Genomic DNA, 13,225 nt, shown 5'->3' on the forward strand with positions numbered 1-13,225 from the left:
ACCGGTTAAAGGTACAACCTCTTTTTTCTCAGCTCACAATTCATAAATTATGCTACTTTTGTCTCCCTTTTTGGCAACCGTAGCCGCTCTTGACCTGAATAAAGTGACCCCCTCTGCACCCATAGGCTCCATGCAACGCGAAGTACAGACCGTTTGGAATAACTGCCTCCGCGTTCTTCAGGAAATTGTGCCCGAAGCCAGTTATAAAACCTGGTTCGAGCCAATTGTGCCTGTTCGGATGCAGGGTAGTGTGCTCACCATTCAGGTGCCCAGTGAGTTCTTTTATGAGTGGCTCGAAGAGAATTTTGTGCACGCGCTGCGTAAAGCCCTCGACTATGCCATTGGCCGCGACGGGCAGCTTGAATACTCTATTGTAGTGGACCAGGGTAATGCCCAGAACCGCCCTATCGCGGTAAATATGCCCACTACCAAAAATCCACAATCGTCGAAACCGGACAACGTCAGCCCCGATATTTTGCGGTCGCCGTTTCAGTTAAAAGATCTCGATTCGCTCACCCTCGATTCGTACCTCAACCCGTCATACACCTTCGACAACTACGTGGAAGGCGATTGCAACCGGTTGGCCCGCAACGCCGGTCATGCGGTGGCATCGCGGCCGGGGCTAACCTCGTTCAACCCGTTGATGATTTACGGCGGCGTGGGCCTGGGCAAGACCCACCTGGTGCAGGCTATTGGCAACTTCGTTAAGAATAACAACCAGGACAAATTCGTCCTGTACGTAACGTCGGAGAAGTTTACCAACCAGTTTCTGAACGCCATCAAGTCCGATTCGCTCCGCGATTTCAACCAGTTCTACATGCAGGTCGATGTGCTGGTGATCGACGACGTGCAGTTTTTGCAGAAAAAAGAGAAGACGCAGGATATCTTCTTCCACATCTTCAATCACCTCCATCAGTCAGGTAAGCAGATCATCATGACCTCCGACAGGCCGCCCACCGCCCTTGGCGGCCTGGATGACCGGCTGTTGTCGCGCTTCAAGTGGGGCCTCACCACCGACCTGCAAACGCCTGACTTAGAGACGCGTATCGCCATTATTCAGAAAAAATTAGTGGCCGAAGGCGTGTATATCGACGACAGCGTGATCGAGTACCTGGCCCACAGCATCAACACCAACGTGCGCGAGCTGGAGGGCGTGGTGGTATCGCTTATGGCGCAGGCCTCGCTCAACCGCCGCGACATTGACCTCGAACTGGCCAAGATGACCCTGCGCAACATTGTGGTGAATGACGAAAAGGAAATCACCATCGACACGGTGCAGGAGATGGTAGCCGATTTCTACAACGTTACCATTGCCGATTTAAAGTCGAAAAGCCGGAAACGCGAGGTAGTGCATCCGCGTCAGGTGGCCATGTATCTGGCCAAAGAAATGACCGAGCTATCGTTGAAATCCATCGGCTACCACTTCGGCGGGCGCGACCACAGCACCGTTATCCACGCCATTCAACTGGTCAACGACCTGATTAAGGAAAAGGCTGAAATCCGTGAAGAGATAGCCAAGCTGAAGGGCTATTTCAAGTAAGCACACGGCCAGCGACGCGGCCACTCAGGCGCCCAGCCCTCGACCTCCAATGCTGCGCTTTTTAACCCGCCAACAGATTAACGACGCTGCCTGGAACCGTTGCATAGATGGAGCACACAACGCCTTAGTATACGGGCACACCTGGTATCTGGATGCTGTGACCCATGCACCGGGCTGGCGCTGGGTAGGATTGGTAGTTGAGCATGAATTGAGCGACAACTACGCTGCTGTGCTGCCTGTGCCGTTGCGCAAACGATGGGGCCGGTGGGTAATCTACCAACCGCTGTTTTGCCAGTTTCTGGCCATTTTCTCTCCCCAGGCGCTCGATCCCACACCCTTTCTGGCAGCATTGGGTAAGCGATACCGGTATGCGTCGAGCCTGAATTTGCTGCTGACAGAACCGGTGCCTACGCTGCCAGGCTGGATCAACCAGCGTGCCTTAGTTACCCACGTGTTGCCCCTGACCGATGCGCTGAGCCTGCCGCCGCACCAACCCAGGGCCTACACTCATCTACACGCCCGCTATACCCCTGACCGGCAAATGAACCTGCGCCGAGCAGCAAAAAGGACAGGTGAAGTGGCTGACTGGCAGGTAATTGACTCCGAAAATATAGAGCCGTTACTGGATTTGTTCCGAAAAAATCACGCCGAATCGATTGGGGTGGGTGAGTGGGCCTATGAGTTGTTTCGCGGAGTATTTGCCGAACTCCAGCAGCGTGGATTAATAACCTTGCGCTATACCTGCGTGGCGGGCAAGCCCGTGGCAGGCGCCATATTTGTGCAGGCAAACGGGCGGGTCATTTATCTCTTCAACGCTGCCAACCACGAGGGCCGTCGCCTTAATGCGCGCACTATTTTGCTGGATGAGGCTGTGGCCAGAGCCATAAAAAAAGCAACGGGTCAGCCGTTGCTCTTCGATTTCGAAAGTCCGGAAAAACCGGGTGTAGTATCGTTCTATGAAAGTTTCGGTGCCCTACCACAAGCCTACATAGTCTTGAATTGGAACCGGTTAACGTGGCTGGAGCGACGGATTCAACAACTGCTCAGTTGGCTCGGATCGGCTGTTTCAGGCCTGAAACAGACTTAATGTCCATATCGAGCGAACCAATGGTAAGCTCGACCTGCACTTTGAGGGGTACCTTGTTCATATCGTCTGATACCCAGACCAGCAGGGCGTCCTGCCCTTTGAAGAAATTGTTGGTGGCCATAATAGGGCTCAGCTTAATGGCGTTTACCTGACCAAACTTGGTCTTGATTTTCTCCTTGCCCCGGTACTGTACTTTCAGGTTGTAGACCGTGTCGTCGTAGAAAGTGGGTAGCTCAATGATCTGTCCCATGCCCATGCGGTTGAAATCAACCGTGCGCAGAAAATAGTAGCTGCTCACAAAGTCGTGCACATTGTCGGGCACTTTGAAAAGGTCTTTTTCCGTGCGCTCTTCGGCCTTCACTGTGTTGTTGGCGTGGTTGAAGGTCATATTTTCCTCCTTCCGGTAGCTGCTTTCCTGAATATTCGTATAGAACTTCTGCGGTAAAATGGCCGCGGTGTCGATGTATGACCGCCAGGTGTCGCGTACGCGCTTTACCATGTCGAAAGCGCCGGTGGTGCGGCCAAATACATTAACCTGGTAACAGGGTCTGCCGTTGACGGTGTATAAGGATGGCGCCACGTCGACGCGGGCTTCGGCAGCGTTGATGAATCCGTAATGGACGCGGTACTCAATATGCTCACCCGGACCGAAACTGGTGTTGACCACCCGTCGGTACGAATCAGCGGCCCGAAAACCGACCAGCGTGAGAACGATACTCAGAACGATACCAGCTTTTTTCATGGCAATCAATCCGTTACAGAGAAGGATAGGTTTGTTTAAGATGCGCCAGATAACGCGGGAAATCACTGCCAAATTGGTTAACAAACTCTGTTTTAAACCGGTTCTGCTGTTTATTATACGTCAGAAACCCAACGAAATAGGCATTGTTTGGTAAGTCTTTTTTAGGCAGGACCCGCTTTGCCGCTTTACCGTTGGCAGGTGAGCCCGACAGTGTATCTTCCGAGGCAATAATCTGACCAACCAGTGTCCATTTCAATGAATCTTTGACAGCGGCCGCCATAGAGGGTTTAAACGACGAATAGAGCGAGTCGAGTTTTTTGGTGCCCCGCAAGATATGATCGTTATAGTGTTCGTAGTACACGTTACTCGCCACATAGTCGCGGTACTGTTCCGACCCGCGACCATACTTCTGGGCCATGTAACGGTCGGCGCCGTAGTCACCTACGAAATTTGCCAGGTTTTCGTTGTACTCGAGGCTACTTTTTATGAACAGCGTACCGTGGGTCATTTCGTGAATGATCAGTTCGGCCAGCCGCCCCTCACTGTATTTCAGGAAGCTCGACAGGATTGGGTCCTTAAAAAAGCCCAGTGTAGAGTAGGCCGCGCCCAGGTGAATCTGGGTGTCGTAGCCCTGCAGCCGCAACAGGGAGTCGGCCCGTTTGGCGTTGTCGAGGCCAAAAAAGCCCTGATAGGGAAAAGCCCCAACAATGGGGTAGTTGTGCATCAGGGGCCTGAGCGCGTACCGGTCCGAGGCAATGAGCATGTAGGTTAGTGGCTTGCCGGTCTGGTCGTAATATGTCGTGAAATTCTTGAACTGGTTTAGCCCCAGCGAATCGACGGCATACTGTTTAATGGCCTGTATGAGCCGGATACGCGTTTTCACGGAGTCGGGCACGGTTTTGTCAGCCAGTACATCCGGTACGGGGCGGGCTTCGTAGAGCATAGTAAACTGCCCTTTCACCAGCATATAGCCGTAGCTGACCACATCGCGCTGCCAAATCCCTATACCCACTAACACCACCAATAACCCCAGAAAGATTCGCCGTTTCATGGCGGCGAATTTAATGGGTGAATAAGCGACTAGCTTGGAAGCGGCACAAATAACGCCCGCGCAGCAGCCTGTGCGCCCCGGTCCAAGCCAGGTGCCCATTTACTAATTCGCTCATTCACTCATTCTTTTTCCGTACGTTCGTGCTTCACTAAACGACATACTACAATGGCTGTCAATGCAAAACACTTAGCCACGTTTATACTTGGTGCTGCTGCCGGGGTGGCGCTCAATAAATACCTGCAAACCGAAGAGGGTGAAAAGCTGATGACCGACCTGAAAGAGAAGGGTAATCAGTTCAAGACCGAAGCCGAAGGCGCCATGGACAATGCTCCGGAATATTTTGAGAAGCTGAAATCACAACTGGCCGATCTGTTAAAAGCCAACTTCCCCAACGCCGAACAGGCCATCAACGACGTGCTCGGCAAGAAGCCGGACGGGTTAGAGTCTAAGGTTTAAAGTTTAAGGTCTAACGCTTAAAGTCCAAGGTTGCTTCGTGTGCGGTGTATCCGAGCGCGAAGCAACCTTGGACTTTAAACCTTAGACCTTAAACTTTAATTTGACGTCTGTGTGATGGTGCCGTTGTTGCCGATGCCGATTTGGGTGGCATTTGCAGTGGCGGGATTGAGTAATGTACCTGTTTGGTTAACGGTCAGCGTGTTGATGTTGCCCAGCTGCCCGGCCACATCATTGACAACCATACCGGCGTTAACGCCTTTGAGTGTGCTATAGCCACGTTGCGTTACGGTGGCCGTGTTGCCTACGCCGCCCTGCTGTAGTTTCGCCACGTTTACATCATTTTCCTGCCCGACGGTTGCTACGTTGTCATCGCTGATAACCGGGTTGCCCGACACCGTCGAGATGCCGCCCGCGAAGCCCTGCGTCACTTCGGCCTGATTGCCAATGGTGCTACCTGTTGTCAGGTTTTGGTTAATGGTGGCCGTGCTACCCGACCCCGTGGTCATGGTGCTCCCCGCTCCGTCATAGGCGTAGGTTTGCGTAATTACGCCTACGTTGTTGTTGCCAGTTGCCCCCTGCGTAATGGCGGCGGTGTTATTTTTCGACTGTTCCGACTGATTGATCAACGCAGCGTCGGTCGTGCCCTGTTGTTCAACAGAAGCGATGTTATAGGCGCTGACGTTGGTTTGATAGATAGTAGCGCTGCTTCCGCCATTAGACGTACTTACCTGGCTAACCGTGGCCTGATTATGATCGGCGTTGTCAGTTTGATAGACGGTGGCAAAGCCATTAGCGCCCAACTGATCTACCTGAATCACGTTGTTACTACTAATGAAAGCCTGTTGTACGTCGGCGTTTTTGTTGGCACCCTCCTGAGCAACACGAGCCAGGTTATTCTGGCTATCGTTGTTTTGCAGCACAACGGCTGTGTTGCCTGTGGCCCCGCCTGCCGAACCCCCCTGCACAATGGATGCCTGGTTGCCCATTGACTTGTTCGACTGCTCAATGGCTGTGCCCAAATTGGCATTCCCTATCTGTCTGATATTGGCGTAGTTGGCGCCACTGCCACCCAGTGCACCTGCGTTTTGTTGGATGCTCGTCTGGTTATTCCCCGCACCCGTTTCGGTGATGGTAGCATAGTTACCAGCCGTAGGCACCGGCGAACCAGGTACATAGAGACTGGTACCGCCGCTACGGAAACCGTTGCCCCCCTTCTGCTCAATGGTGGCTCTGTTGCCCGATCCGACCGTTTGACTAATTATGGCCTGGTTATAGTCGGCTCCGTTGATCTGGTCGATGAAGGCCTGGTTTTTGGTCGGTAGGGTAGAGGTGGCGTTTTGCGTCACCGTGGCCACGTTGCCCGTGTTGGCGGGGCTGCCCGTGCCGGTTAGCTGCCGGACAATGCTCTCGTTATTGCTGCCTGTCTGCGTAATAGCGTTCGACTGACCATTACCGTTTTGACTAACTGTCGATGTATTCTGAGCCTGCAACGTAGCCGCAAAAGCAACCAGTGCCAGACCTGTGAGAATAGTACGTTTCATAGAGACGAATAGTGAGATCAGGGTTTAAGTACTCTAGCACGTTGAGACTGCTTGCTAGTGGTTGCTTGAAGTAAATATACTCCGGTAGTGAGGTCGCTGACCATCCATACAACCGATTGTTTCTGAGCGGTATGTTGCCATGCCTGCTGACGAACTGTTCGGCCTTGCATATCTACTAACTGCACGGTTAGTGCTTGTCCTTCCGCACCGGTGATGGTAGCCTGTAGTTGGTTGTCTTCCAGTGGGTTAGGAGTCAGAATGATAGTTAATGGCGGGGTGTCTTCCGCCCTTCCCACCCGACCGCCGCAGTTGCCCAGTACCACGGCAAACGGCCCTGACCAGGTGAAGCTGCCGTCGGCGGCGAAGACTTTGCAGTAGAAGCTGGCATTGGTCTGCGCACTCACCAGCGTGAGGCTGGCCGTGGCGGTGCCCCGCTGTACGCCGACTACGTCGAGGAGCTTGTTGGCCGCCGTCTGCCCGTTTTTGTACCACTCGTAGCGGGTGCCTGTCGGAAAGACGTTCATCACCACCTGACTGCCCCGGCAAAGGGTCTGGCTGGTGGGGGGTAGGGGTGAGAGCACCGTCAGGCTGAAGACCACCGCCGGGCTGGCACAGCCTTGTGGCGAGGTCTGGATGGCCGAGAAGGTTTGCACCCCGACAGTGCTGATATCGGCCAGTGGCGGGCTGACCAGGCCCAACGCCCCCCGGAAGGTGAGCGTGTTGGGTGGCGTAGCGGCCACGACCAGGCTCGTCAGATTGAAGGGTGTGTTGTTGACCAGCGTGGTGAAGGAAGCCCCCGGCGCAAGCGTGGGTGCCGATGGCAGGGGGTTGATCGTCACCGACGATGTACCCGTGGCCGTGCAGCCATTGCTGCCCGTGACCACCACCGTATATGTACCTGACCGCGAGACAAACGCCGTGTTGCTGCTGCCGCTCTGGCTCAGGCCCGGCCCGCTGAAGGCGTAGGTGGTGCCACCCGCTGCCGCCGTGAGCGTGACGTTGTTGGGGGAGCAGACCGACACACTGGCCGGGCTGAGCGTAGCCGCAGGCGGAGTATTGACCGTCACACTCACCAGACTGGTACTGACTATCGGCATGGGACTGAGGGCATCGGCCACCGTGATGGTCAGCGTCTGCACCCCCGACACGCCTGCTCCCGCCGAGGCTGACACCGCCGAGGTAGACGTACCTGACAGGGTTATGCCCGCCGGGGCCACCCAGGTGTAGCTATAAGGCGAAACTCCGCCCGAAGCCGTTACGGACAGCCCCACCGAGCTACCCGCGCAAACGGGGTTGGGCGCAGCACTTGTGAGCAGCGTGAGGCTAAACGGCCCCTGATACTCCACCGCGCCCATATCGACCTGACCCCGGACGATGCGGGGGTTGCCTGCCAAATCGGTAGCAGGCAGGGCCGTAGCTGAGTAGGGGCCGGTAGCGACAGTCTGGCTGGCGGGGTTGCCCGCGTTGATGGCTGGTGAACCTACCGCTAAGGCGACCGTTGCCGTGCTGGCAAAGGGCGACGTGCTGGTTGTCAAATTGTTAGAGCCAGTATAGCCCGTGACGGTGTTGTCAAACAGTGAGTAGCTGGCCGTGAGGGTACTGTTGTTGTTGTTGAAGATGGTGTTGCTGCCCCCATTGCCCCATAGCATACAGTTGGTCAGCGTGGGGCCGGTCGGCGTTCCGATGCTGCTGGTGTTGTAGATGGCCCCGCCGTTGGAAGAAGCCGAATTGCTCTGAAAGCTACAGTTGGTCAGCGCGGGGCTGCTGCTACTCTGATTGAAAATGGCCCCGCCGTCAGAAGAAGCTATATTGCTGAGGAAGCTACAGTTGGTCAGCGTGAGGATGGTGTTACTCTGATTGAAAATGGCCCCGCCATGTCGAGAGGTCGAATTGCCCTGAAAGCTACAGTTGGTCAGCGTGAGGTTGCCAAGGTTAAAGATGACCCCGCCAAATAAAGAAGCCGCATTAGTCAGGAAGCTACAGTTATTGATAGAAGGAGAGGAGGCATAAGTATATATACCCCCTCCATTTTCTGCATTATTAGCAGTGAACAGGCAGTTCGTCACAACCGGGGAGCCAGCATTATTCAACAAAAGCCCACCACCAGAATTACTTCCTCCCACACCGTTGACGCCTGGAATAATGCGGGAGGTAGCCGCACCGCCCGTAATGACAAAGCCATCCAGCACGGCGGTACTAGTCAGGCCGCTATTGCTGTTGTTGATGACGTGGTAGGAGTTGTCGGTGTTGTTGCCCGCCGTGCCGATGTCGCCACTGAGCGTGCTGCTGCTGGGATTTCCCGAAACAGGGTTTATCGCGGGGCGTTGGCTCAGAGCCGTTTCGTTGCCTACGAAGCCGCCGTAGATGGCTACGCCGTTTTTCATCGAAAAGCTGATGGTACGGCTGTCGGGGCCGGTTGTGGTGGTGGGCTTGTACGTCCCGGCCGCCACCCAGATTTCGGTCAGGCTTTGCGAGCAGGGATAGGTCAGCGCGTTTTGGAGGTCTTTGAAGGCCGTCGCCCACGTTAGCCCGTCGCCATCGGGGGTCGTCTGGCTGGCGGCCACGTACAAGCGCGTAGGGAAGGTGCATTGGTATTCTACCGCGCCCATGTCTACACGCCCTTGCGCGATGCGGGGGTTGCCCGCCAAATCGGTAGCAGGCAGGGCCGCAGCTGAGTAGGGGCCAGTGGCCGCCGTCTGGCTGGCGGGGTTGCCTGCGTTGATGGCTGGGGAGACGACAGCCAGAGCCACCGTGGCGGTGCTGGCAAAGGGCGAGGTAGCTGTAGTGAGGTTACCCGGCCCGCTGATGTTCACGTTGGTCGCGTTATCGAACAGACTGTAGGTGGCCGAGGCTCCTACAGCATTATCATTGAAGACCGTGTTGCCACCTCCGTTGTTCCACAGGATACAGTTGGTCAGCACCGGTCTCGATTGACCACCACTCGCAACGTTGTACATCGCCCCGCCGGTGGGAGCCGTATTGCTTTGCAACGAGCAGTTGGTCAGCACTGGATACGATTGACCATCAGTCCCAACGTTGTAGAGTGCGCCGCCTCGTTGGGTCGCCGAATTGGCTTGGAAGGCGCAGTTGGTCAGCACCGGACTCGATACGCCCCAAGTCCCATTGTTGAGCATCGCCCCGCATAATCTTGCCGTATTGTCTTGCAGTGAGCAGTTAATCAGCACCGGACTCGATACGCCGAAAAACCCATCGTTGAACATAGCCCCGCCTTCGCTGGTAGCCGTATTGCTTTGCAGCACACAGTTGGTCAGTACCGGACTCGATACGCCGGAAAACCCATTGTTGAACATCGCCCCGCCTGATAAAGCCGTATTGCCGATCAGCGAGCAGTTTTGGAAACTGGGGCTGCACACCGACCTATAGCCGTCGTCGTTATAGACCCCACCGCCGTTAGTGTTCCCACCCCCATTGGCGTTCCCCCCCGTAACCACAAAACCATCGAGCAGGGCCGTATTGGTCAGCCCCGCCGGGTTGCTGATGACGTGGTAGGAGTTGTCGGTGTTGTTGCCCGCCGTGCCGATGTCGCCACTGAGCGTGCTGCTGCTGGGGTTTCCCAAAACAGGGTTTATCGCGGGGCGTTGGCTCAGGGCCGTTTCGTTGCCTACGAAGCCGCCGTAGATGGCTACGCCGTTTTTCATCGAAAAGCTGATGGTACGGCTGTCGGGGCCGGTCGTGGTGGTGGGTTTGTAGGTCCCGGCGGCCACCCAGATTTCGGTGATGCTGGCGTAGGTGTTGGCCGCCGCGAGGCCTTCGGTCAGCGTTTTGAACGCCTGCCCCCAGGTGCTGCCGTCACCACTGCTCCCCACTGCCTGATTGACGTGCACCCGGGTAATGGGCGTGTTGATACAGCCGCCACTCGCCGGGGCGCAGGCATCGAGCGTGCCGGGGTTATTGTCATCGCAGTTTTTCGGTACATATACACATCCCCCCGCAGCCCTGTCGCAATAGTCAGTGGTACAGCGGTTGTTGTCGTCGCAGGTGCGGGGCGTATTGACGCATTGGCCGTTGGTGCATTGGTCGGTCGTACAGGCGTTGCTGTCGTCGCAATTGGCATCAGTGGTGCAGGCCAGACCGGTTTGGGTGAGTTGCCGGTTTGTGGGGGGCAGCAGGTTGCCGTCGTAGCGTTCGCCATCCAGAAACAGGCTGGGCGAACTACGTACCTGCCGGGCCTGGGTTTGCTGGCTGTGCCTCGCCAGCCGGTCCTGCGCCGTCTCCTGTTGGGTCAACTGCGTTACCTCGGCCACGTCGAGGCCCACTTGCCGGGCGGCCTGTTGCCAGTCGTCGGTCTGGTAGTTGGTGGCCCGCGCCGCGAGGTAAGCCAGCCACCGGGCTGGGAATCGGTCGGCAATCACTAACTGCCGTACGTTTTCGGCCACCTCCGTTGGCCCGTGCAAACTGCGGTAGGGTTGCAAGCTGCTTGGTGCCGCCGGGGCCACGATGTAGTAAAGCTGGAAATGGAGGCGGCTGCCAAATTCGTCGAGCAGGGGTATCAGGGCGGTTTCGGCCTGCACGCCAAAGGGACATTGGCTCATCACAAACAACTCGACGTTGAGCGTAGGCTGCGTCCTTAATTTGTCGATGATGTGCTGGCGCAGGGGGCTGTGCGGCGCGGGCGGGGCCGGGGTTGGGCCAGCCAGGACTACAGGCGAGGTCAGCAACAGGAATAGCGCAGGGGCCAGCCAGCGGAGGAGGTAACGAAGGGGGCGCATAGGTGTGAAAGGTTCATGGGGCGTTGGGGGTGGGGCAAAGCTCTACAGCAGCCTGCCAACGGCTGTGTGATAGTTGGTCAATCTTGTGTAATAGCTGGTCAACTTGTGTAGTATTTGGTCAAAGCAGCCCGACGCGCCGCAACACCGCCTCGAAACGGGGGTTGCCGTGCAGAAACGCGAACAGGGGCGACACCTTGAGGTAGTAAGGCAGCTGGCCGCCGTTGGCTCCGCGTTCGAGGTAGGCCAAACATCGGTCGGTGTCGCCCAGCCCAGCGTAGGTGGTGGCCCGATTGGCGTACTCGTCGGGCGTATCGGGCAGGCTATCCAGGCAAGCCTGCGCCCGTGCCGATTGGCCCAGCCGCCCATAGCAATAGGCGATCATGGATGGGTAAGCAGTGGTGGCCGAATTAAGCTGATGCCCCTGCTCGAAAGCATGAAGGGCGGGACCATATTGCCGCAGGTTGATGTAGTAGACACCCCTCATCCAGTATAGGGCGGCAAACCGGCTGTGCAACCGTTGCCCTTCGGCCAGAGCGGCCCGCGCTTCGGTCATGCGGTGAGCGGCCACCAGGTTGCCAATGTGGCCCATCAGAATCACCGGGTGCAGCGGGTCTACATCGATGGCTTTGGTGCTGTACTGTAAGGCGTTTTCGGTTTGCCCTATCGACCGCAGACTAAGGCTATACCAATAGTTGATGAGCGCGTCGCTGGGTTGGTATTTCAACGCGATACGATACGTCGTCAGGGATTGTTCCCACTTGTTCTGGTCGTGGTAGAGGTTGGCTAAGATAGCATACGCCATACCACTTTCGGCATTAAACCGGATAGCCGTAAGCACGTCCTTTTCTGCCTTTTTCCAATAGACCGGCGTAGGCCCGTACCCTTCTATGCCATACAAATAGTAGGCTTCTCCCCGGCTGGCCCAGGCCTCGGCAAAGGTGCTGTCGAGCGCAATCGCCTTATCGAACCGGCGAACGCTCTCGCGCAGACCGGGTTCGGTACGGTCGCGCAGCAAATACTGCCCTTTCAGGTACTGGTTGTAGGCTTCGGTATGCTGAGTGGGGGCCTGCGTTATTTTCTGGCGGGTATGCTGGCTCAACTGTTGGCCCAATTCGGCGGCAATCTGGTGGGCGGTCTGGCTCATAAACCCAAACAAGTCGTGGGGTTGCCCCTCGTAGCTGTTGCTCCACACGGTTCGGTTGTCGGCGGCCAGCACCAGTTCCACCGACACCTTCACGCGCTGTGTCTGCTGGTGCACCTGCCCCGTGAGCAGATACGTTACACCCAACTGGCGCGCAATCTGGTCGAGGGGCTGGCTGTTGGGCGTGAAGCGGGATGCCGAGGTGCGCGAAATGACCCGCAGCCCGTCCACGTAGGTCAGTAGGCCATGAATCTGCTCCATCACCCCCTCGGTATAATATTGGCTGCTGACCGGGCCGAGGTTCTCAAACGGTAGCACGGCTACCGCCACAGGCTGCGTCGCTTGTGACGGGCGGGTGGCCCACCAACTGCCCGCGCCCGCCAACCCCAGCACCAGCACCCCCAGGGCCAGCCATCGCTTCGGCCAGCGGTGAGACACCGGCACCGGGACGGTGGGGGCAGGCGTCGTGAGCGGCGTCGACAGAACCGGCTCCGGTGTGGGCGCAGGAGTAGCTAACAGCCGCTGCTTTCGGTACTCGGTGGGTGTGCTGCCCTGCCAGTTAGCGAAGTAGCGGCTGAGGTCCTGCGAGGTAGCGAAGCCCACCCGGTCGGCGATTTCGGTCACGCGCAGGTCGGTCGTCTCCAGCAGCGTTTGGGCCGTTTGGAGGCGGTATTGCCGGATGTATATCGCCAGCGAAAGACCCGTTTGCTCTTTCACGACCCGTGCCAGCGTGGAGCGGCTCACGCCCAGGTCGTGGCACAGCCCGTCGATAGAGAGCGTGGCCTTGTCGAGTTGTTGGTCGAGCCGGTGGTTGAACCGGTTCAGTAAGGTATTGTCGGTGATCATTTCCGTTGTCGGAAGTGGTCATTAGGTTGTTAACAGACTCGAATCAGTTGTACGATCACAGCGTGGGTAACATTAAACTTACAACCTACCT

8 protein-coding genes are annotated in these 13,225 nt (G+C 56.7%); 3 read left to right on the forward strand and 5 right to left on the reverse strand.

What is annotated here, in order from left to right:
- The first annotated feature begins 130 nt into the window (after positions 1-130).
- A complete protein-coding gene (gene dnaA, locus J2I47_RS23300; protein WP_207367128.1) occupies positions 131-1,540 on the forward strand; it encodes a chromosomal replication initiator protein DnaA in 1,410 nt (469 codons plus the stop codon).
- A 49-nt stretch (positions 1,541-1,589) separates the two neighbouring features.
- Complete coding sequence (locus J2I47_RS23305; protein ID WP_207367029.1) at positions 1,590-2,627, forward strand: GNAT family N-acetyltransferase; 1,038 nt, start codon at positions 1,590-1,592, stop codon at positions 2,625-2,627.
- Here J2I47_RS23305 and J2I47_RS23310 read toward each other — a convergent pair.
- Positions 2,584-3,369 (reverse strand): DUF3108 domain-containing protein, encoded by a 786-nt coding sequence (locus J2I47_RS23310; protein ID WP_207367030.1) that lies wholly within the window; start codon positions 3,367-3,369, stop codon positions 2,584-2,586. The two genes, J2I47_RS23305 and J2I47_RS23310, sit on opposite strands and share 44 nt — an antisense overlap.
- Positions 3,370-3,382: 13 nt before the next feature.
- Positions 3,383-4,420 carry an aminopeptidase gene (locus J2I47_RS23315; RefSeq protein ID WP_207367031.1) on the reverse strand — a complete coding sequence of 346 codons (1,038 nt, stop codon included), beginning with the start codon at positions 4,418-4,420 and terminating at the stop codon, positions 3,383-3,385.
- Positions 4,421-4,585: 165 nt separating this feature from the next.
- Here J2I47_RS23315 and J2I47_RS23320 point away from each other — a divergent pair, with 165 nt between their 5' ends.
- Entirely contained in the window at positions 4,586-4,876 is a 291-nt protein-coding gene (locus J2I47_RS23320; RefSeq protein ID WP_207367032.1) for a YtxH domain-containing protein, read from the forward strand.
- A 95-nt stretch (positions 4,877-4,971) separates the two neighbouring features.
- Here J2I47_RS23320 and J2I47_RS23325 read toward each other — a convergent pair whose 3' ends face one another.
- The 3 genes from J2I47_RS23325 to J2I47_RS23335 form a co-directional block, all read right to left on the reverse strand.
- Positions 4,972-6,417, reverse strand: coding sequence for a beta strand repeat-containing protein (locus tag J2I47_RS23325; protein ID WP_207367033.1), 1,446 nt, complete (start codon positions 6,415-6,417; stop codon positions 4,972-4,974).
- Between the two features lie 17 nt (positions 6,418-6,434).
- Positions 6,435-11,147 carry a choice-of-anchor Q domain-containing protein gene (locus J2I47_RS23330; protein WP_207367034.1) on the reverse strand — a complete coding sequence of 1,571 codons (4,713 nt, stop codon included), beginning with the start codon at positions 11,145-11,147 and terminating at the stop codon, positions 6,435-6,437.
- Between the two features lie 118 nt (positions 11,148-11,265).
- Complete coding sequence (locus J2I47_RS23335; protein WP_207367035.1) at positions 11,266-13,134, reverse strand: helix-turn-helix domain-containing protein; 1,869 nt, start codon at positions 13,132-13,134, stop codon at positions 11,266-11,268.
- Positions 13,135-13,225: the final 91 nt, after the last annotated feature.

The sequence above is a fragment of the Fibrella rubiginis genome (assembly GCF_017353185.1).
Lineage (GTDB): Bacteria > Bacteroidota > Bacteroidia > Cytophagales > Spirosomataceae > Fibrella > Fibrella rubiginis.